The 20,991-nt window shown below is 66.2% G+C and carries 17 protein-coding genes; 12 read left to right on the forward strand and 5 right to left on the reverse strand.

The features are described 5' to 3' along the window. The first annotated feature begins 27 nt into the window (after positions 1-27). From SALA_RS17305 to SALA_RS05950, 4 genes are all read left to right on the forward strand, one after another. Positions 28-627 (forward strand): hypothetical protein, encoded by a 600-nt coding sequence (locus tag SALA_RS17305; RefSeq protein WP_011541478.1) that lies wholly within the window; start codon positions 28-30, stop codon positions 625-627. Position 628: 1 nt separating this feature from the next. Continuing rightward, positions 629-1,105 carry a glutathione peroxidase gene (locus SALA_RS05940; RefSeq protein WP_011541479.1) on the forward strand — a complete coding sequence of 159 codons (477 nt, stop codon included), beginning with the start codon at positions 629-631 and terminating at the stop codon, positions 1,103-1,105. A 160-nt stretch (positions 1,106-1,265) separates the two neighbouring features. Continuing rightward, complete coding sequence (gene dnaE, locus SALA_RS05945; protein ID WP_011541480.1) at positions 1,266-4,754, forward strand: DNA polymerase III subunit alpha; 3,489 nt, start codon at positions 1,266-1,268, stop codon at positions 4,752-4,754. Between the two features lie 78 nt (positions 4,755-4,832). Beyond that, entirely contained in the window at positions 4,833-6,437 is a 1,605-nt protein-coding gene (locus tag SALA_RS05950) for a long-chain fatty acid--CoA ligase (RefSeq protein ID WP_011541481.1), read from the forward strand. A 44-nt stretch (positions 6,438-6,481) separates the two neighbouring features. Here SALA_RS05950 and SALA_RS05955 read toward each other — a convergent pair whose 3' ends face one another. Genes SALA_RS05955 through SALA_RS05970 form a run of 4 tightly spaced genes read right to left on the reverse strand, consistent with a single transcriptional unit; the run spans position 6,482 to position 10,690 of the window. Then, positions 6,482-7,570, reverse strand: a complete 1,089-nt coding sequence (locus tag SALA_RS05955) for a PA0069 family radical SAM protein (protein WP_011541482.1) — start codon at positions 7,568-7,570, stop codon at positions 6,482-6,484. A gap of 46 nt (positions 7,571-7,616) precedes the next feature. Continuing rightward, on the reverse strand, positions 7,617-8,141 hold the full coding sequence (gene moaB / locus SALA_RS05960) for a molybdenum cofactor biosynthesis protein B (protein ID WP_011541483.1): 525 nt from the start codon (positions 8,139-8,141) through the stop codon (positions 7,617-7,619). Then, on the reverse strand, positions 8,131-9,897 hold the full coding sequence (locus SALA_RS05965) for a lytic transglycosylase domain-containing protein (protein ID WP_011541484.1): 1,767 nt from the start codon (positions 9,895-9,897) through the stop codon (positions 8,131-8,133). Before SALA_RS05965 ends, moaB begins: the two co-directional genes overlap by 11 nt. A gap of 4 nt (positions 9,898-9,901) precedes the next feature. Continuing rightward, on the reverse strand, positions 9,902-10,690 hold the full coding sequence (locus SALA_RS05970; protein WP_011541485.1) for a uracil-DNA glycosylase: 789 nt from the start codon (positions 10,688-10,690) through the stop codon (positions 9,902-9,904). Between the two features lie 119 nt (positions 10,691-10,809). Here SALA_RS05970 and SALA_RS05975 point away from each other — a divergent pair, with 119 nt between their 5' ends. Genes SALA_RS05975 through SALA_RS06010 form a run of 8 tightly spaced genes read left to right on the forward strand, consistent with a single transcriptional unit; the run spans position 10,810 to position 20,551 of the window. Continuing rightward, positions 10,810-12,465 carry an electron transfer flavoprotein-ubiquinone oxidoreductase gene (locus tag SALA_RS05975; protein WP_011541486.1) on the forward strand — a complete coding sequence of 552 codons (1,656 nt, stop codon included), beginning with the start codon at positions 10,810-10,812 and terminating at the stop codon, positions 12,463-12,465. Further along, positions 12,386-14,110 (forward strand): tetratricopeptide repeat protein, encoded by a 1,725-nt coding sequence (locus SALA_RS05980; RefSeq protein ID WP_237700928.1) that lies wholly within the window; start codon positions 12,386-12,388, stop codon positions 14,108-14,110. Before SALA_RS05975 ends, SALA_RS05980 begins: the two co-directional genes overlap by 80 nt. Further along, the gene (locus SALA_RS05985; protein ID WP_011541488.1) at positions 14,107-14,958 is read left to right on the forward strand and encodes a 4-(cytidine 5'-diphospho)-2-C-methyl-D-erythritol kinase; all 852 of its coding nucleotides are present in this window, start codon (positions 14,107-14,109) and stop codon (positions 14,956-14,958) included. Before SALA_RS05980 ends, SALA_RS05985 begins: the two co-directional genes overlap by 4 nt. Beyond that, the gene (locus SALA_RS05990) at positions 14,955-15,686 is read left to right on the forward strand and encodes an N-formylglutamate amidohydrolase (protein WP_011541489.1); all 732 of its coding nucleotides are present in this window, start codon (positions 14,955-14,957) and stop codon (positions 15,684-15,686) included. Before SALA_RS05985 ends, SALA_RS05990 begins: the two co-directional genes overlap by 4 nt. A 59-nt stretch (positions 15,687-15,745) precedes the next feature. After that, a complete protein-coding gene (ilvD, locus tag SALA_RS05995; protein ID WP_011541490.1) occupies positions 15,746-17,605 on the forward strand; it encodes a dihydroxy-acid dehydratase in 1,860 nt (619 codons plus the stop codon). After that, positions 17,602-17,964: a hypothetical protein gene (locus SALA_RS06000; RefSeq protein WP_011541491.1), complete on the forward strand. Its 363-nt coding sequence runs from the start codon at positions 17,602-17,604 to the stop codon at positions 17,962-17,964. The genes ilvD and SALA_RS06000 overlap by 4 nt, the downstream gene beginning before the upstream one ends. 36 nt (positions 17,965-18,000) lie before the next feature. Further along, positions 18,001-19,350: a bifunctional ADP-dependent NAD(P)H-hydrate dehydratase/NAD(P)H-hydrate epimerase gene (locus tag SALA_RS06005; RefSeq protein ID WP_011541492.1), complete on the forward strand. Its 1,350-nt coding sequence runs from the start codon at positions 18,001-18,003 to the stop codon at positions 19,348-19,350. 1 nt (position 19,351) lies between these two features. After that, positions 19,352-20,551 (forward strand): class I SAM-dependent RNA methyltransferase, encoded by a 1,200-nt coding sequence (locus tag SALA_RS06010; protein WP_011541493.1) that lies wholly within the window; start codon positions 19,352-19,354, stop codon positions 20,549-20,551. Here SALA_RS06010 and SALA_RS06015 read toward each other — a convergent pair whose 3' ends face one another. Beyond that, positions 20,552-20,986 carry an MAPEG family protein gene (locus SALA_RS06015; RefSeq protein WP_011541494.1) on the reverse strand — a complete coding sequence of 145 codons (435 nt, stop codon included), beginning with the start codon at positions 20,984-20,986 and terminating at the stop codon, positions 20,552-20,554. Between the last annotated feature and the right edge of the window lie 5 nt (positions 20,987-20,991).

The raw sequence follows: 20,991 nt of genomic DNA on the forward strand, positions 1-20,991 counted from the left end.
TCTCCCCATCGGGGAAGGGGATTGCCGATGACCATCCGTATGATCTTTGTCGCCTTGCTGTTTTTGTGGGGTGGCGCAGTGCTGGCTCAATCGCCGCCGCCACCGCCGCCACCTGCATCGTCGCCGCCACCGCCTCCACCCATGCCGCCGCCGGTCGCGCTTCCTGCGCCGCCGACCTGCACCGGCGCCGATTATCGCGCCTTCGATTTCTGGGTCGGCGAATGGGACGTCTTTCCCAATGGTGCGACAACACAGGTTGCGACGAGCAGCATCGAGGCGATGTTCGGCGGCTGCGCGATCCGCGAGACGTGGAAACCCCTCAAGGGTGCGGGCGGCGGATCGTTCAGCCATTATGACAAGGAACGCCGTTACTGGCGGCAGGCATGGATCGACGGCAGCGGCGCGCGGGTCGATTTCGACGGTGGGCCGGTGGATGGGCAGATGGTGCTGACGGGCCGCTGGGCCAATGTTGCGGGCAAGGGACAGGACGGGCTGATCCGCATGACCTATAGCAAACAGCCGGACGGCGCGGTGCGTCAACATGGCGAGCAGTCGCTCGATCATGGGCTGACGTGGACGACGCGTTTCGATTTCCTCTACAGACCGCGCATGGCGGAGGAGAAGTGACATGGGACTTTACGATCTTTCCGCAAAACTGCCGGGCGGCGGCACGCAGTCGCTCGCCGATTACCGGGGCAAGGTGCTGCTGATCGTCAACACGGCGTCGAAATGCGGCTTCACGCCCCAATATGAGGGGCTGGAGGAGCTTTACCGCGATTATAGGGATCGCGGCTTCGAGATACTGGCCTTTCCGTGCAACCAGTTCGGCGCGCAGGAGCCTGGCGATGCCGAGGAGATCAGGACCTTCTGCTCGCTCACCTATGATGTCTCCTTCCCCCTGATGGCGAAAATCGACGTCAACGGCGACGATGCCGACCCGATCTTCAAGCATTTGAAGAAGGAAAAGACCGGGTTGCTTGGCAGCGCGATAAAGTGGAACTTTACGAAGTTTCTGGTGGATCGCGACGGCAAGGTCGTATCTCGCCACGCGCCGACGACCAGGCCCGAGCAGCTGCGGAAAGAGATTGAGGAACTGCTGGGCTGAGAAAAACTCGTCATTGCGCGCGAAGCGAAGCAATCTCCAGCTATCGCGGTCGAGCGAGGCCAATAGCTGGAGATTGCTTCGTCGCCTCCGGCTCCTCGCAATGACGTTTTTGTGAATCGAGGCCATGGTCGAATCACAGGGCACACGTTAGCGTCCCGCCATGGCCTTCAGCCCCTTTGTCCCCCTGCGCGTCTTTTCCAGCTATACGATGCTCGAAGGAGCGATCGAGCCGAAAGCGATCGCCAAGGCCGCGCGCGACCGCGGCTTTCCCGCGATCGCGGTCGCCGACCGAAACGGGCTCTATGGCGTCATGGCCTTTGGCGAGGCGTGCCAGGCGGCGGGGGTGCAGCCGATCGTCGGCGCACTGCTCAGCGTCGCGCGGCCGGGCCAGCGGCTGGCGAACGGCGCGCCGCTGATCGACTGGCTCGCGCTCTATGCGCAGGACGCGCGCGGCTACCACAATCTCTGCGCGCTGGTGTCGGCGGCGCATCTGGGGCGGCCGGTCGAGCAGGAGCCGCATGTCGCCTTGTCCGACATGACGGGCAGGACCGATGGCCTCATCTGCCTGACCGGCGGCGGCGAAGGCGCCTTGGCGCGCCTGCTCGCGGGCGAGCAGCAAAGCGCCGCCGAGGATTATATGGAGCAACTGGAAGCGCTGTTCGGCGAACGGCTCTACATCGAATTGTCGCGGCGCGGCGATGCCACCGAAGCCGCCGCCGAAAATGCGCTGATCGACATGGCCTATGCGCGCGCGCTGCCGCTTGTCGCGACCAATCCGGCGAATTTCGTCGAGCCGCAGTTCCATGCCGCGCACGATGCAATGCTGTGCATCGCCCAGTCGGCCTATGTCGAAAGCGAGGATCGCCGCGTCAGCAATCCCGAAGCGTGGCTGAAGCCTGCCGAGGCGATGGAGGATGCCTTTTCCGACCTGCCCGAGGCGATCCGCAACACGCTGGTGATCGCCCAGCGCTGCGCCTTCATGGCGCCGAAGCGCAAGCCGATCCTGCCGAGCCTCGCCGGCGATCGCGAGGGCGAGGCGGCGCAGTTGAAGGCCGACGCCCATGCCGGACTCGATGCCCGGCTGGCGCATTATCCCGACCTGACCGACGAAGAACGGCAGGCCTATGTCGAGCGGCTCGATTATGAGATCGACGTCATCACGCAAATGGGCTTTCCGGGCTATTTCCTGATCGTTGCCGACTTCATCAAATGGGCGAAGGCACAGGATATTCCGGTGGGGCCAGGCCGCGGATCGGGGGCGGGCAGCGTCGTCGCCTGGGCGCTGACGATCACCGATCTTGATCCCTTGAAGCTCGGTCTGCTCTTTGAACGCTTCCTCAACCCCGAGCGCGTGTCGATGCCCGACTTCGACATCGACTTCTGCGAAACACGGCGTGGCGAAGTGATCCGCTATGTACAGGAAAAATACGGTCGCGACACCGTCGCGCAGATCATCACCTTCGGTAAGCTAAAGGCACGCGCAGTCCTGAAGGACACCGGCCGCGTGCTCCAGATGAGCTATGGCCAGGTCGACCGGCTCGCGAAGCTGGTGCCGAACCATCCGACCGACCCGTGGACGCTCGAACGCGCGCTCAACGGCGTGTCCGAGTTGATGACCGAATATAAGCAGGACGACGGGGTACGGCGGCTGTTCGACATGGCGCGCCAGCTGGAAGGCCTGCCGCGGCACAGTTCGACCCACGCCGCCGGGGTGGTGATCGGCGACCGGCCGCTCGACCAGCTCGTCCCGCTCTATCGCGACCCGCGCTCGGACATGCCGGTAACGCAGTTCGACATGAAATATGTCGAGACGGCGGGGCTGGTGAAGTTCGACTTTCTGGGCCTCAAGACGCTGTCGGTGCTCAAGGAAGCGCGGCGGCTGCTCGCGCTGCGCGGCATCGATGTCGATCTCGACACGCTAAGATGGGACGATGCCCAGGTCTATGAGCTGCTTCAGCGCGGCGATACCGTCGGGGTGTTCCAGCTCGAATCCGAAGGGATGCGGCGCACGCTGTCGGCGGTCAAACCGACCAGTTTCGGCGACATCATCGCGCTGGTCGCCCTCTATCGACCGGGACCGATGGACAATATCCCGCTGTTCGGCGCGCGCAAGAACGGTCGCGAACCAATCGCCTATCCGCACCCGCTGCTCGAAGGCATCCTTGCCGAAACATATGGCATCTTCGTCTATCAGGAACAGGTGATGCAGGCCGCGCAGATCCTCGCCGGCTACAGCCTCGGCGGGGCGGACCTGCTCCGCCGTGCGATGGGCAAGAAGATCCAGGCCGAAATGGACGCGCAGCGCGAGACATTCGTCAAGGGCTGCGGCGAGCATAACCAGATCGACGCCAAGACCGCGAACGAGCTGTTCGACTTGATCGACAAATTTGCGGGCTATGGATTCAACAAGAGCCACGCCGCCGCCTATGCTCTTCTCTCCTATCAGACCGCCTGGTTGAAGGCGCATCATCCGCACGAGTTTTTTGCCGCGTCGATGTCGTTCGACAGCCACCAGACCGACAAATTATCGGTGTTCATCGACGACATGCGCCGGCTGGGCATCGACATCGCGCCGCCGTCGATCAACGAGAGCGAGGCCGATTTCTCGGTTGGCCGCACCGACGATGGACTGGCGGTACGCTACGCGCTCGGGGCGCTCAAGGGCGTCGGCGAGAAAGCCATGGAGGCGCTGGTCGCCGAGCGGCAGGCGAGGGGCGATTTCGCTTCGCTCGACGATTTCGCCAGCCGCATCGACCCCAAGCTGCTCAATCGGCGGCAGATCGAGGCGCTGGCCGGCGCCGGAGCGTTCGATTGTGTCGAACCCGACCGCCCGCGTGCCTTTGCCGGTGCCGAGGCTCTGCTTGCCTGCGCCAACTCGTCGGCGCACGAACGCTCGACCGGACAGGGCGGCCTGTTCGGCGGCGACATCGCGATCGCACCGACATTGCAACTTCCCGCCGCCGAACCCTGGACACTCGCCGAGCGGATGACGCGCGAAAAGGAGGCGTTCGGCTTTTATTTCTCGGCGCACCCGGTCGAGCAATATGAAGCGATCCTGTCGGCGCGCGGCGCGCGCTCATATGGCGACATATGCGAAAATGTCGAAATGACGCCGGGCACGCGCATCCCGATGGTGATGGCAGCGATGGTCGAAAGCGCGCGGGCGCGCGTGTCGCAGCGCGGCAACCGCTTCCTCAACCTGACGCTCTCCGATCGCAGCGGTCAGTTCCAGTCGAGCTGTTTCGACGAGGCGGCAGGCAGGGTGCTGGAGGCGTTGGCAGACGAGGGCGGCTGCGCGCTGCTCTCGGTCGAACTCGACCTGCTCGAGGGGGAGGAGACGCCACGGGTCACGGTGCGCGGCGCGCAGTCGCTCGCCGACATCGCGGCGACCGCCTCGCTCCAGCTCCTCTGCCGCGTCGAGGCGCCCGAGGCCATCGACGAAATGGCGCGCCTGCTCGAGAAACGCGGCGGCGCGCGCGGGCGGGTGATCGTCGTCACGCGCAATCCGCTGACCCACGACGATGTGCGGATCGAGCTGGGACGCGGATTTGTGCTCGGTCCCGACATAGTTGCCCGCCTCGACCTGGTGGCAGGGATTTCCGAAGCGGCGCTGTCGCTGGTCGCGCCGCGCGAGTTCCGGGTGCGCTGACGCGCTTTGCCCCTTGCACGGCGGCATGGTCGCACCCTATTCCTGAGCGGCAACGACAAGAATAGAGGATGCCGCACCATGGGAATGCAGGGCCAGCCGCTGCTCGTCACCAGCCTGATCGACCACGCCGCACGCGAACATGCGGGACGCGAGATTGTGTCGCGATGGGCCGACGGGAGGGTGACGCGATCGAACTGGGGCGAAGTCGGGACCGACGCCCGGCGCTTTGCCGCCGCGATGGTGAAGCTGGGCATGAAAAAGGGCGACCGTATCGCGACGCTGGCGATGAACCACGGTCACCATCTGGTGAGCTGGTACGGCACCGCGGGCATGGGCGGGGTGCTGCACACGGTGAACCCGCGGCTGTTCGACGAACAGCTTGTCTACATCATCAATCATGCCGAAGACCGGGTGCTGTTCTTCGACGCGGCCTTCCTGCCGATCGTCGAGCGGCTGCGTGGCCAGCTGACCAGTGTCGAGCATTTCGTCCTGTTCGATGCGTCGGCGCAGGGCGATTACAAATCCTATCGCGACCTGGTCGATGCCGAGGATGGCGATTTCGAGTGGGTCGAACTGGGCGAACGCGATCCGGTCGGGCTTTGCTACACCAGCGGCACGACGGGCAACCCCAAGGGCGTGCTTTACGAGCATCGCTCGAACGTCATCCATGCAATCACCGAAATCCAGCCGGACGCCTTTGACCTGTCGAGCCGGAGCGTCATCCTGCCGATCGTGCCGATGTTCCACGCGAACAGTTGGGGCATTCCCTTTGCAGCGGCGACGGTGGGCGCGAAGCTGGTCTTTTCGGCGACCAATGATGCGCAGACCCTGTGTGACCTGATGCACGCCGAGGGCGTCACCCACAGCGCCGGGGTGCCGACCGTCTGGCTGGCGATGTTCGCGCATATGGATGCGACGGGCATGGGTTATGGCGCGCTCAAGCATGTCATCATCGGCGGGTCGGCGGCCCCGCGCGCGATGATTGAACGCTTTATGAAGGCCGGTGTCTATGTCGGGCACGCCTGGGGCATGACCGAGACCAGCCCGATCGGGACGATGGGCAAGCGGCCGTGGAACTGGGATGCGCTGAGTTTTGACGAGCAGGTCGACATCATCTGCCGCCAGGGCTGTCCGCCGTTCGGGGTCGAACTGCGGATCGTCGATGACGAGGGCAAGGAACTGCCGCGCGACGGCCAGACCAGCGGACGGCTCCAGATCCGTGGGCCGTGGATCATTCAGCGTTATTTCAAGGCCGATGCCGACGCTGCCGACGCCGATGGCTGGTTCGACACGGGCGATGTGTCGGTGCTCCATCCCGATGGCGTCATGCAGATCACCGACCGCGCGAAGGACGTCATCAAGTCGGGCGGCGAATGGATCAGCTCGATCGAGCTGGAAAATGCCGCGGTCGGAGCGCCGGGCGTGCAGGAAGCCGCTGCGGTCGGCGTCTATCACCCCAAATGGGACGAGCGGCCGATCCTGCTGATCGTGAAGAAACCGGGTGCCGAGGTGAGCGAGGCGGCGATCATTGAATATCTGAAGGACAAGGTCGCCAAATGGTGGCTACCCGACGAGGTCGTGTTCGTCGACGAACTGCCGCACACCGCCACGGGCAAGATTTTGAAGCGCCAGATCCGCGATGACTATAAGGATTACAAGCTGAAGTCGCTGGCAGAGGCGTAAGTGAAAAGCGTCGCCCCCGCCTTCGCGGAGGCGACGGTATTGGTTCAGAACAGCTCCATCTGCCCATCGCGCTCGGGCGGCCTGAACAGGTCCGAGCGGAGCTGGGGAAAGCTTCGGTCCATACCGTGCGCGCGGGCGGCGCGTTTGACGCGCTGACGGATGAGTTGCGGCCATATGCCCCGGCCTTTCAGCCGGGTAAAGAAATTCGGGTCATTGTCGCGCCCGTCGCGAATGTCCTGCACGATGTGCATCACCTTGGCTGCGCGATCGGGATAATGCGCATCGAGCCATGCCCGGAAGAGCGGAGCCACTTCATAGGGCAGCCGCATCAATATGTAGGAGGCACGGATCGCCCCGGCTTCGGCCGCTGCTCCCATGATCGCCTCGATCTCTTGGTCGGTGATCGCGGGGATGATCGGCGAGATATTGACCTGCGTCGGCACACCCGCGTCGACGAGCTTGCGGATCGCGGCGAGGCGGCGTTTCGGATGCGGCACGCGCGGTTCGAGCGTGCGCGCGACCTTCGGGTCAAGAGTCGTTACCGAAATCGCGACCCCGACCAGATTGTCGCGGGCCATGTCGGCGAGCAGGTCGATGTCGCGCAGCAGCCGGTCGGATTTGGTGGTGATCAGCAGCGGGTGGCGCGTTTCGGCGAGCACTTCGACGATCGACCGCGTTATCCCCCATTCGCGCTCGATCGGCTGATAGCCGTCGGTATTCGTGCCGATCGCGAGCGGCGCGACCTGGTAATTGGGCTTCGCCAGTTCGGCGCGCAGCAGTGCCGCGGCGTTGGGCTTGGCGAACAAGCGGCTTTCGAAATCGAGACCGGGCGAGAGGTCGTGAAAAGCGTGCGTCGGGCGCGCGAAGCAATAGATGCAGCCATGTTCGCAGCCGCGATAGGGGTTGATCGAGCGGTCGAAGCCGATGTCGGGCGACTTGTTGCGCGTGATGATGGTTTTGGGATGCTCGACCGTGACGGTCGTGCGCAAGCGGGGCGCCTCGCCGTCAACGTCCGCCGCCGCGTCCAGCCAGTCGCCGTCAGGGACCCGCTCGGCCGACCCTGTGCGCGTCGGGCGCAGATTGGTTGGCGCGCCGCGACCCGCGATGGGAGGGAGGGGTTTGGACGACTTCACGGAGAGAGAATAATCGCCCGTCTGGAACAAATAAAGAACAAACTTGCTATTCGGTCAGTCTCGGCATCAACTCGACGAAATTGCAGGGCTTGTGCCGACTGTCGAGCTGGCTCGCCAATATACCCTCCCACGCGTCGGTGACTGCGCCGGTCGAGCCGGGAAGCGCGAAGATATAGGTGCCGCGCGCGACGACGGCGCAGGCGCGCGACTGGATCGTCGACGTGCCGATCGTCCGATAGCTGAGCCAGCGAAACAGCTCGCCGAACCCCGGAATATCCTTGCCGTCGAGCCGGTGCAGCGCCTCGGGCGTCACGTCGCGGCCGGTCAGGCCGGTGCCGCCGGTGGTGATGACGACGTCGACGTCTGGATCGTCGATCCAGTTGTGGAGGCGCGAAACGATAAGGTCGGTTTCGTCCTTGATGAGCGCGCGCGCGGCGAGAATATGCCCTGCGCCGGTGAGCAGTTCCTCGAGCCTGTCGCCCGACCGGTCATCGGCGGCGCTGCGGCTGTCCGAAATCGTCAGCAGCGCGATGCGAACGGGCTTGAGCGGCAGGCTCTCGTCAATCGGCATCGGCGAGGCCTCCAGCCCAGGTCAGGCGCGTGCGATCCTTGCCATCGGGAAAGCGGGGCCATTTGCCCTGCGCCAGCGCCGCGCGGCTGTCCGACGGCTTGCCCTGCTGTGCTTCGTACATCCAGTAGTTGCGCAGCACGATGCCGACATAGCCGCGCGTTTCCCAATAGGGGATCGATTCGATGTAGAGCAGCGGGTCGCCATTATCGCGAATTTCGCTCTGCCAGCGCGCGACCGGAGCGGGACCGGCGTTATAGGCCGCGATGACCTTGGGCAGCAGGCCGCCCGTCGCGGGCTCGCGGCTCAGATACTGCAGATAACGTTGGCCGAGGTCCATGTTCGCCGCAGGTGTCTTGAGATCGTCGAGCGCCGCGACCGCACCCTCCCATCGGACGATGTCGCGCGCGGTGCCCGGACGTACCTGCATCAGTCCCGTTGCACCCGCGCTGCTGACCGCGGTGCGCTGGAAACGCGATTCCTGAAGCGTATGGGCAAAAACAAGCGCGGGATCGACGCGCCAGCCGCCGCTCGGTTCCCACTTCGGTTGCGGATACCGCGCGGTCGGGGCGGGCTTGCGGCCGTGCGGCGTGTTGTGCGCGAGGTAGAGCTGCGTTTCGGGCAGGCTGAGCGCGCCCGCCATTGCGATCAGTTCGTCGTGATGATCGGGATTGCCGATGCGCGCCTGGTGGCGTAGCGCTTCACCGGCGTAGTTTTCCTCGCCGATCTCGGCGAGCGCCATCGCGAGCCTTACATTGGGGAGCCCCTGAAGCGCGCGCCATGCGCTGCGGTCGGCACGGAGCGCCTCGCGCTGGCTCTTTGGCTCGACGCCGAGCGTCTCGGACGCAAGCAGGCCGTAAAGCGTTTCCTCATTGGCCGCAGCCGCGCGGAGGCGCGACTGGACCGCCGCGGGTTCGCCGGCCGCGACGGCGGCGCGGGCGGCCCAATAATGAGCCGCGGCGCGCAATTCGCTGTCGGGGGCTTCCCTGGCCACGCGATCGAAGGCAGCGAGCGCGGTGCGATAATCGTTCAGCCGCCATGCCGCGAGGCCCTGCACCCAGGCGCCCTGCGTCGCCCAGGGCCCGCCATCGGCGGTGCAGGCGAGCGAGAGCCGGAGCGCGTTGCGGTCGTCATTCTCGATATAATAGGACCAGGCGACCTTTTGCCGCCATTCGGCCCGCGCTTCGGGACTCAGCTGGTCGATGACCGCGTTGAGCAGGGCTTCGGCGCCCGCAGGATCGTCATTCTTGATTCGATCGGGGATTGTGCGCGCCAGGCTGGCGGCAACCGGATCGCCGTTCACGGCGTCGGCGCCGAGGCGGCGCGGCGCGCTACCGGCCCAGGCGAGGCGCGTTTCGGCGGGAAGCGCCGGAATGTCGGTCGCGCCGCGCTTTGCCGCCAACCGACCAAGCTGGGCGGCCTGCGGCAAAAATGGCGACCGCGCGAGAATCGGCATGATGTCGGCGACTTCGGCGCGCGGGCTGTTCGCGGCGACCAGCAGTTCGGCACGCAGGAAATCGGTGAGGGGCTCCGCGTCGGCGCTGTCGAGCAGCGTTCGGGCGTCGCTCCATCGTTCGGCGCGGATCGCCGCAAGGATTTGCGTGTAAAGCTGTTTCTGCTTCGCCGACAATATGCCGGGCACCGTCTGCGGCGCTGCGGCGAAACGGGGACCATCGGCATCGGCTGCCATCGCCGGAACGGCGGCAATTGCGACCGTCGCAGCGGCGCAGGAAAACAGGAATCTGGTCACAATCGGCATTCTGTCAACGTCCCCGGTTGAACAGTTTCAGGCTATCCCAGGCCGCCGCCTTCTGCGCGGGGCGGGCCAGCAGCATCGCGGGATGAGCGACGGCTACGGTTTCCATCTTGCCGCCATCTTGGTTAAGATCGAGTAACTTTCCGCGCGCGTCGGAGAGCGTCAGCCCCGCCGCGATGCGGACGATGTCACCGCCGATCAGCAGCAACCGCTGCGGCATGGCGAGACGCAGATGATGCCAGAGCAGCCGGTCGAGTTCGGCCGCGTCATGCGCGTCGATGCGGCCACCCGGCGGACGCGTGACCGCAAGGCTGGCTACATAGCATTGGCGGCGCACGAGGCCGATCGCCTGGAGCATCGCGTCGAGCAGCTTGCCCGCCGGTCCGGCGAACAATTGTCCTTCACGCTGGTCGTCGATTTCGGGCCATGCTGTGAGCAGCATCAGCGGAGCGGCGGCCTCGCCGACCGGGAGGACGCGGCGCGCGTCCCACTGGCTCCCCGGCACCGCTTCGCTGCTACCCAGCCATTGATGGAAATCCTTCCAGTCAGCGGGAAGCGCGGTCGGTCCCCTCGATTCGACCGGCCGTTCGGAGGACTGGCGCTGGAGCGCGTCGGGCAACGGCTGCGGCTCGGCTGCCGCTGTGGCGGTGCGCCTGGGCCGCGACGCCGCAGCGTCGTTCGCCGGCGACATCGCGAGCCACCCGGCGGGCTGTTCGCCGACCAGCGCGTCGACGCCCGCCAACGACCACCAGTCGCAATAGCTTTCCGCCAGCAATGCAGAGTTTTGCCCGCCCATGAAAATGTTTGAAACAGGAGGTTGACGGGCGCGTCAATTGGCGGGCATCGCATTTCGTGACAGAATGAGCGCCGGACACGATGAATGATCGGCGCGGGGACGGCAGAAAGGTGATTGCGGTGAGCGAACGGGAATCGATGCCCTATGACGTGGTCATTGTCGGTGCGGGTCCGGCAGGGCTTTCGGCGGCGATCCGCCTCAAACAACTGGCAAACGAAGCGGGCGGCGAATTGTCGGTGTGCATTCTCGAAAAAGGGTCGGAGGTCGGCGCGCACATCCTGTCGGGGGCGGTCATCGATCCCCGGTCGCTCGACGAACTATTGCCCGAATGGCGCACCATGGGTTGTCCGCTGGCCGAGGTGCCGGTCAACGACAACCAGCATTGGGTGCTCACCAAGAACAGGAAGTTCAGCCTGCCCGAGTTCATCTCGCCCCCCTTCATGCACAACGAGGGCACCTATACGGGCAGCCTCGGTAATCTTTGCCGCTGGCTTGCGGAGCAAGCCGAAGGGCTTGGGGTCGAAATCTTCCCCGGCTTTCCGGCGGCGGAAATCCTTTACAATGACGATGGTTCGGTCAAAGGCGTCGCCACCGGCGACATGGGCGTCGCGCGCGACGGCAGCCACAAGGCTGACTACGCCCCTGGCCTCGAACTCCACGCTAAATATACCTTCTTTGCCGAAGGCGCACGCGGACATCTGACCAAGATGCTGAAATCGCAATTCGCGCTTGATGCCGATTGCGAACCGCAAGTCTATGGACTTGGCGTCAAGGAACTGTGGGACATCGACCCCGAAAATCACGCGCCGGGGCGTGTGATCCACACGCAGGGCTGGCCGCTCGACGAACATGCCAATGGCGGGGGCTTCCTCTATCATCAAGCGAACGGGCAGGTTGCGCTGGGTTTTGTGACCTGGCTCAACTATCGCAATCCGCACATCTCCCCCTTTCAGGAAATGCAGAAGTGGAAGACGCATCCCGAGATCGCGAAGATTCTGAAGGGCGGCAAGCGCGTTTCCTATGGCGCGCGCGCGATCAGCGACGGCGGCTATCAGTCGGTGCCGAAACTGGCTTTCCCCGGTGGCGCGTTGATAGGAGACAGCGCCGGTTTCCTCAACGTGCCACGGATCAAGGGCACGCACACCTCGATGAAGTCGGGCATGATGGCGGCCGAAGCGGCCTTTGCCGCTGTGAGCGCGGGGCGCGCGGGCGACACGCTCGACGCCTATCAGGCCGCCTATGACGACAGTTGGGTCAAGAAAGAACTCAGCGTCGTGCGCAACGTGCTGCCGCTCGTCGAAAAATGGGGCGACCTCGGCGGAACGATCCTTGCGGGCATCACCATGTGGGCCGAAACGCTCAAGATCAAAATGCCGTTCACGATGAAGCATCATCCCGACAATGAGACGCTCTATCGCGCCGACATGATGCCGAAGCCCGACTATCCGAAACCCGACGGCGTGCTGACCTTTGACCGCCTCTCTTCGGTGTTCCTGTCGAACACCAACCATGAGGAGGACCAGCCCGTCCACCTCCAGCTCAAGGATCCGTCGATCCCGGTCGAATATAATCTGCCGCTCTATGATGAGCCTGCCCAGCGTTATTGCCCCGCCGGGGTCTATGAAATTGTCGGGCAGGAAGAGGGCAATCCCCGGTTCGTGATCAACGCGCAGAATTGTGTGCATTGCAAGACGTGTGACATCAAGGATCCGACCCAGAACATCAACTGGGTCACCCCCGAAGGCGGCGGAGGGCCCAATTATCCGAATATGTAAGCCCGTCGGCCTGCTGGGCGCCGCCGCTCTCCTTGGCGCGGCAACGCCCGTCGCGGCGGCCGATGCCGACGGTGCCGCGCTCAACGCGCTGGTCCGCGCGCGGCTGGCCGAGGAGAAGGGCGCACCGGCGGCGGCGCTGTCGGCGCTGAACGAGGTTGTCAGTCTGTCGCCCGGACTGCCGGGCGTCCGCGGGCGAATGCTGGAACAGGCGATCGCCGCGGGCGACCTGGATGCGGCGCGGCGCGCGGCGCAGCAGGTCTGGACGGGCGGTGACCATCGCTTCGACGCGCAGCTCGTCCTCCTGGTCGATGCGATGCGGCGATCCGACTGGAAGGCGGCGCGCGCCTATCTGGCGGCGCCGACCGACAAGACCGGCGCGAATACGGGCGCGCGGCTGATCGTGCCGATCTTTCAGGCTTGGATCGATGTCGGCGCGCGCGCGCGGAGGCCCGAGCGCCACCTGATGGCGACCCCTGGCACAGGCGCAGAACCGGCGTTGATGCTCCAGGTCGTGCAGGTGCAGGCGGCAACGCGCCGCGCGGGCGAGGCGGCGCGACTGGCGGACGAGATTGGTCTGAGCGACCGACTCAGCCAGCTCGTCGCGTTGCGCGCCGCGGCGACGCTCGATCGCGCGGGCGAGGGCGCCGCCGCCGGCCGACTCCGTGCGCGGATCGCGCTGGCGGCCGGTGAGCGCGAGGACCCGATGCTGCTGCTGCCCGATCAGCCGGTGACGACCCCGCGCGCGGGAAGCGCGCAGTGGCTCGGCCTGCTCGCCGACGGCCTGGCGCGCACGCCGAACGCCAGCACCAAATTGCCGTTGCTGTTCGCCCGCGCCGCGCATTGGCTGAACGACGAGGATTGGGCGGTGCGCGCAACGCTGGTCGAGGCACTGGCTCGCGACGGGCAGAATGGCGCGGCCATGGCGCTGCTTGACGGCCTGCGAGGAAAGTTGCCCGCGGTGCTGGTCATGCGACAGGCCGAACTGATCGCAGACAGCGGCGATTTGGCGGCAGGCCTCGAACGCGCCGAGGCGGCCGCGCGCAACGATGCGCCGCGCATGTTGCTGGTGCGGCTTGCGGACCTTGCGCGGCGGTCGGGCAGTGCGGCGGCCGCGGCGGCCGCTTATGAGCGGCTGGAGGCCGCGCTGGGTGAGGAGGACCGCGCGCTGCGCAGTTCGCTGTTGCTTGCTCGCGCCGAGTTGATGTTGCAGGCGGACCAGTGGGACGCAGCGGCGCCGCTGATCGAGCGCGCCGTGGCCTTGCAGCCCGACGATCCCGCCGTGCTCAATTTCGCGGGCTATTCGGCGCTCGAACGGCGCAAGGACATGAAGCAGTCGCTCGCGCGGATCGAGGCGGCGTGGGCCAGGGCACCGCAGAATGCGAGCATCACCGACTCGCTCGGATGGGCCTATTTCCTGATCGGGCGCACCGACGAAGCGGTCGAATTGCTCGAACGAGCACAGCGCGGCGAACCCGACAATGCGGTGATCGTCGAACATCTGGGCGATGCTTATTGGCAGGCGGGTCGCAAGTTCCAGGCGCGCTATAACTGGCGCGCGGCAGCGCTGCTCGCCGACGCCGAGATGGCGACGCGGATCGAGGCGAAGCTGCGCGACGGGCTGACCCCGGCAACGGTGGCACCATGAGTGCCACGATGCGGGAGACGGGCTGGGCCAAGATAAACCTTGCGCTCCACGTCCGCGCGCGGCGCGCCGACGGCTATCACGATATTGAAACGCTGTTTGCCTTCGTCGATGGCGGCGATACGATCGAAGCCGCCCTTGCCGCCACCGACACGCTTGTCATCGACGGTGAGTTTGCCGAAGGCCTGAGTTCGGGCGCCGACAATCTGGTGCTGCGCGTACTTGCGCTGCTGCGCGCACGCTATGGCGCCGATCGCGTGCCGCCGCTCGCGGTAAGGCTGACGAAGCGTTTGCCGTTGGCGGCGGGGATCGGCGGCGGCTCCGCCGATGCCGCGGCGATGGCGCGGCTGGTCCGCACGCATTTCCTTCCCGAACTGGGTGATGCGACGCTCGCGCGCATCGTCGGTCCGCTCGGTGCTGATATTGCCGCCTGCGTGGCGAGCACGACCTGCATGGGTTCGGGGACCGGCGAGGATCTGCACGCCGTCGCGGGTCTGCGGATCGCGGGCGTACCGGTGCTGCTGGTCAATCCGCGCCAGCCCGTCGCGACAGGGCCGGTCTTTGCCGCGTGGGACGGGATCGACCGCGGGCCGCTCTACATTGGCACGGACTACCGGGCGCAGTTGATCGGCGCGCGCAACGATTTGCAGCGCCCCGCGCTCGCCGCCTGCCCTGCGATTTCCGACATATTGCTTGAACTCGGCGCGCTGCGACCGTGGCTCGCGCGCATGTCGGGATCGGGAGCGACCTGCTTCGCGCTGTTCGATGCGGCGGCCGACCGCGACGCGGCAAAGGCAGTGCTCGCCGCACGGCATCCGGGATGGTGGCTGATGGCAGGCGCGCTGCGATGAGCGAGGCGTGGCACCAACTGGGCGAGCCGCGCGCCGACGGCATATTGTTGATCGGGGATCATGCGTCGGCGTATGTCCCGAACGACATCGACCTGGGCATCGCCCCCGCGCTGCTGACCACCCATATCGCGATCGACATCGGCGTGGCCGAGGTCGCGGCGCTGCTGGTCGAAAGCGGCGTGGTCGATGCCGCAATTCTCGGCGGTGTGTCGCGGCTGGTCGTCGATCTGAACCGCGAGGAAGAGGCGCCGGGCGTGCTGCCGATCGCAAGCGACGGCCATGCGGTGCCGGGCAATGCGCTGGACGATGCGGCGCGCGAGGCGCGGCTGGCGCGCTTTTACCGGCCCTATCACGATCATATCGCGGCGACGATCGCGAAGCACCCGCCCGCAATGATCCTGTCGCTGCACAGCTTCACCCCGTCGCTGTCGGCGCATCCCGGTCAGGCGCGGCCGTGGCACGTCGGGGTGCTCTACAACGAGGACGATCGCCTTGTTGCCACTGCGATCGCCGCGCTGGAGGCCGAAGGGCTGCTCGTCGGCGACCAGCAACCCTATTCGGGCAAGGCGCTCAACGCGACGATGAATCGCCACGCCGAAGCGAACGGCATTCCCTATATCGGCATCGAGATGCGACAGGATCTGGTCGGCGACGCGGCGGGGCAGGCGCTGTTCGCCGAGCGGCTGGCGCGAATGTGCAGGAAAGTGACATTGAACATCGGGGAATAGGCGTGTAGAGGCGCATCTTGCCTCTAGTTTTTGAAACAAAATTATCAGGATTGAGTGAAATGCCTTCTTATCGTTCGCGCACCACAACCCATGGCCGCAACATGGCCGGTGCCCGCGGCCTGTGGCGTGCGACGGGGATGAAGGACAGCGACTTCGGCAAGCCCATCATCGCGGTGGTCAACAGCTTCACCCAGTTTGTGCCGGGCCATGTTCACCTGAAAGACCTGGGCCAGATGGTCGCGCGCGAGATCGAGGCAGCCGGAGGCGTTGCCAAGGAGTTCAACACGATCGCGGTCGATGACGGCATCGCGATGGGACACGACGGGATGCTCTATTCGCTGCCCAGCCGCGACCTGATCGCCGACAGTGTCGAGTATATGGTCAATGCGCATTGCGCCGATGCGATGGTGTGCATTTCCAACTGCGACAAGATCACGCCGGGGATGTTGATGGCGGCGCTGCGCATCAACATCCCCGTGGTGTTCGTGTCGGGCGGGCCGATGGAGGCGGGCAAGGTCGTGCTGAAGGGCAAGGAGGTCGCGCTCGACCTGGTCGACGCGATGGTCGCCGCCGCCGACGAAAAATACAGCGACGAAGAAGTGCTGGCAATCGAACAGGCGGCGTGCCCGACATGCGGATCATGTTCGGGCATGTTCACCGCCAATTCGATGAACTGCCTGACCGAAGCGTTGGGGCTGTCGCTGCCGGGCAATGGCTCGACGCTGGCGACCCACGCCGACCGCAAGGAGCTGTTCCTGCGCGCCGGGCGGATCGTCGTCGAAATGTGTCGCCGTCATTATGAGGAAGGCGACGACAGCGTCCTGCCGCGCAATATCGCGACGTTCGAGGCGTTTGAAAATGCGATGAGCCTCGACATCGCGATGGGCGGATCGACCAACACCGTGCTCCACCTGCTCGCCGCCGCGCATGAAGCGGGCGTCGATTTCACGATGGAAGACATCGACCGGCTGTCGCGTCGCGTGCCGTGCCTGTCAAAGGTCGCGCCGGCCAAGAGCGACGTGCATATGGAGGATGTCCACCGCGCGGGCGGGATCATGGCGATCCTCGGCGAACTCGACCGCGCGGGGCTGCTCCACGCGCATCTGCCGACGGTGCATAGCGCCACGCTGGGCGATGCGCTCAACAAATGGGACATTGCGCGCACGAACGACCCGGAGGTGCAGAAGTTCTTCATGGCCGCCCCCGGCGGCGTGCCGACGCAGACGGCGTTCAGCCAGGCCCGGCGCTGGGACAGCCTTGACCTCGACCGGATAAGCGGTGTGATCCGTTCGGCGGACCATGCGTTCAGCAAGGACGGCGGGCTGGCGGTGCTGAGCGGCAATGTCGCGCCCGACGGCTGCATCGTGAAGACCGCGGGGGTCGATGAAAGCATCCTCAAGTTCAGCGGGCCGGCGAAGGTGTTCGAGAGCCAGGACGCCGCGGTTGCGGGCATATTGACCGGGCAGGTCGAGGCGGGCGACGTCGTCGTCATCCGCTACGAAGGGCCGAAGGGCGGGCCGGGGATGCAGGAAATGCTCTATCCGACCAGCTATCTGAAATCGAAAGGGCTGGGCGCCGCCTGTGCGCTCGTCACCGATGGGCGCTTTTCGGGCGGCACGTCGGGCCTGTCGATCGGCCATGTCTCGCCCGAGGCGGCCGAAGGCGGGACGATCGGGCTGGTCGAGAATGGCGACCTCATCAACATCGACATTCCGTCGCGGACGATCACGCTCGCGGTGGCCGACAGCGTGCTCGCCGAACGCCGCGCCGCGATGGAGGCGAAGGGTGACGCCGCCTGGCAGCCCGCCAAGCCGCGCCCGCGCAAGGTTTCGGTGGCGCTTCAGGCCTATGCCGCGATGACGACGAGCGCCGCGCGCGGCGCGGTGCGCGACCTGTCGCAGCTGAAGGGCAAGGGATGATTCGCAAACGCGGCGCGGTCCCGGTTGTGCTGATGTTTCTCGGCGCTTGCGGCGGCGCGCCCGGCGACGAAGCGGCGGATGCGGGCAAGGCGCGGATCGAATGCGCGCTCGAAGGCGCGGAGGCCTTTGCGCCCGACTGCACGGTCGAGGAAATGAGCGGTGTGGACGGCGCGGTTCTGGTCGTCGGGCGGAGCGACGTCGGCTACCGCCGCTTGCAGATCGCCACCGACGGGCGCGGCGTCGTTTCGGCCGATGGGTCCGAGCCTGCGAAGGTGGCGATTGTTGGAGACAGGCTGATCGAAGTCGCGATCGGCAACGACCGATACCGTCTGCCGGCAAACACCCGCGGCGCGAAGTAACGCGACCTTTTCAGGCGCTTCTGGTAAGGAAACGGCATGTCCGTTCCCGCCGATGCCCCTGTCCTGACCGCCGACGCGATGCGCGCCGCCGAGGCCGCTTGCGTCGCCGCGGGCACGACGCTGGCCGAATTGATGGAGCGCGCGGGCGCCGCGGTTGCCGACACCGCCTGGCGCATGGCGGCAGGCGCGCCGATCCTGATTCTGTGCGGGCCGGGCAATAATGGCGGCGACGGCTATGTCGCGGCACGACGCTTGGCCGAACGCGGCGCTGCGGTGCGTGTTGCGGCGCTGACCGATCCGGCGACCGAACTTGCGCGCGCCGCGCGCGCGGCGTGGACAGGGGCGGTCGAGGCGATTGATGCCGTGCCGTCGGGAGCGCCGCTGATCGTCGACGCGCTGTTCGGCGTGGGTCTGTCGCGGCCGATCGCGGACGATCTGGCGGCGGTGCTGCGCCGCCTGTCCGGCCGGGTGCTCGCGGTCGATGTCCCGAGCGGAATCGATAGCGACGGCGGCGCGGACTGGATGCCGCCACTGGTAGCCGATGTGACGCTGGCGCTCGGCGCGCTCAAGCCTGCGCATGTCCTGCTGCCGACGGCGCGGTCGTGCGGAAGGGTGCTGCTGGCGCCAATCGGCATTTCGGCGGACAGGGCGATGCGGACATTGCCGCGGGCTCCGTCGCAGGTGCCTGGCCCCGCGATGCACAAGTTCAGCCGTGGCATGGTGCTTGTCTTCGGCGGGCCGATGCGCGGCGCCGCCGGTCTGGCCGCCGCCGCGGCACTGCGTGCCGGGGCGGGTTATGTCGTGCTCGACGGTAGCGAAAGCGCGACGCTTTTGGCGATCATCGCCGAGAGCGACGAGAAGTTCGGCGAACGGCTGGGCGACCCGCGCGTCGGTGCGGTGGTCATCGGGCCCGGCTTTCCGGCGGGCGAGGAATTGCTGTTCGCCGTCGAGGCGGCGCTCGATTCGGGTAAGCCACTCGTGCTCGACGCTGCCGCGATCGACGCCGCTCTCCCCCGCCTGTCCGAAACACCGCGCAAAGCGATCCTGACCCCGCACGAAGGCGAATTCGCGCGCGCCTTTCCCGGAGCTTACGGCAGCAAGATCGACCGCGCCAAGGCCGCGGCGACGCGGACGCAGGCGGTCGTCGTCTACAAGGGCGCCGACACGATCATCGCCGCGCCCGACGGCCGCGTCGCGGCGGCGTGGCCGGGAAGCCCCTGGCTGGCGACGGCGGGGACGGGCGACGTGCTTGCAGGGGCATGCGGGGCGATGCTGGCGCGCGGCGGCGACGCTTTCGACGCCGCGGTCGCCGCGGTGGGCTGGCATATTGCGCGCGCGGCGCATATAGGCCCCGGCCTTGTGGCCGACGATCTGATAAGGGACTGACATGGGCGAAACGGTGCTGATCGATCGCATCGCCGCACGCGGCGATGGCGTGACCGGCGACGGTCGCCATGTGGCGGGCGCCGTGCCGGGCGACCGCTTGCGCGATGACGGGATCATCATTCCGGGGCCGAACCGTGCCGAGCCGATGTGCCGCCATTTCGGTAAATGCGGCGGCTGTCAGTTGCAGCATGTCGCCGAACCGGCGCTGGCCGGTTTCGTGCGCGACCGCGTTATCGGCGGGCTGGAAGGGCAGGATGTGCCCTTTGGCGAGATTCTGCCGGCACTGCTCTCCGCTCCGCACAGCCGCCGCCGCGCGGCGCTGACCGCGCTCAGGACGGGCAGACAGGTTGCCATCGGGTTCAACGCGGCGCAGAGCAACCAGATCGTCGACATGCGGATGTGTCCGCTGCTTGCCCCGGAGTTGTTCGCGCTTGTGGCGCCGGTGCGCGAACTGCTGGCGATGATCGCGCAGCCGCGGCGCCCGGTGAAGGTCAAGCTGCAACTGCTCGACCAGGGCGTCGAACTGATATTGGAGGGCGTGAAGGCCGAGGGGCTCGATGCGGCGATGGCGCTGCAGGATTTCGCCGGTGCGCACAGTCTGGCGCGTTTTGCCGTCGATCAGGGCGACGGGCTCGAAATCCTGTGGCAGCCCGATCGGCCGACGGTTCGCTTTGGCGATATAGCGGTCGAAGTGCCGCCCTTCGCCTTTCTGCAGCCGACGGCGGCGGGGCAGGCGGCGCTCGTCGATGCCGTCGCCAGGGCCATCGGCGATGCGTCCACGGTGGCCGACCTGTTCGCGGGTGTCGGCACCTTCGCGCTGTCGGTGCAGGCGGGACGCAAAGTCTATGCCGCCGAGGGCGCGCGCGATGCGATCGCGGCGCTGGCGGGGGCCGCCAACCGCGCCCGCGCGCTGGTCACAACCGAGCATCGCGACCTCTTCCGCCGCCCGCTGGTGCCGACCGAGCTCAACCGTTTCGGCGCGATCATCCTCGACCCGCCACGCGCGGGCGCCGAGGAGCAGGTGAAGCAACTCGCCGCGTCAGCGGCGGCGGTGATCGCCTATGTCAGCTGCAATCCGGCCAGCTTTGCCCGTGATGCGAAGATACTCGTCGAGGGCGGCTATACGCTCGACTGGGTGCAGCCCGTCGGCCAGTTCCGATGGTCGACCCATGTGGAACTGGCCGCGCGCTTCGCCCGCTGATCAATGCAGCACAAACCCCATGAAGGCGTGAACACTGAGCGCAAATAAGGCAAGACTGGCCAACGCGAACACCAGAAAGCGCCACATCACGCGGTTTACCGTCACTTGAATGAGGCTATGGACGATGCGCAGCGCGACATAGGCCCAGGCGATCTGCGCGTTCAGCCCGCCGCCCATGCCGCCGATCGCCAGGGCGATCGCGACAGCATAGAACACGGTCGGCTGTTCCATCAAATGATTGTAATTATGTGCCTTCCACTGCACTTCGGCGGGCAGGACATCGTCGAGCCCCTTGCCGGTGCCGCCGACCATCTTGGCGGCGTCGATCTTGGCGCGCTGCATCGCGGGGATGCGTGTCGCATACATCCATACCCACATGACCATCGACCACAGCGCGAGCGTCGCGACCGGTCCAAGAATTGCGTTCGTATTCATGATAG

It is taken from the genome of Sphingopyxis alaskensis RB2256 (assembly GCF_000013985.1).
Lineage (GTDB): Bacteria > Pseudomonadota > Alphaproteobacteria > Sphingomonadales > Sphingomonadaceae > Sphingopyxis > Sphingopyxis alaskensis.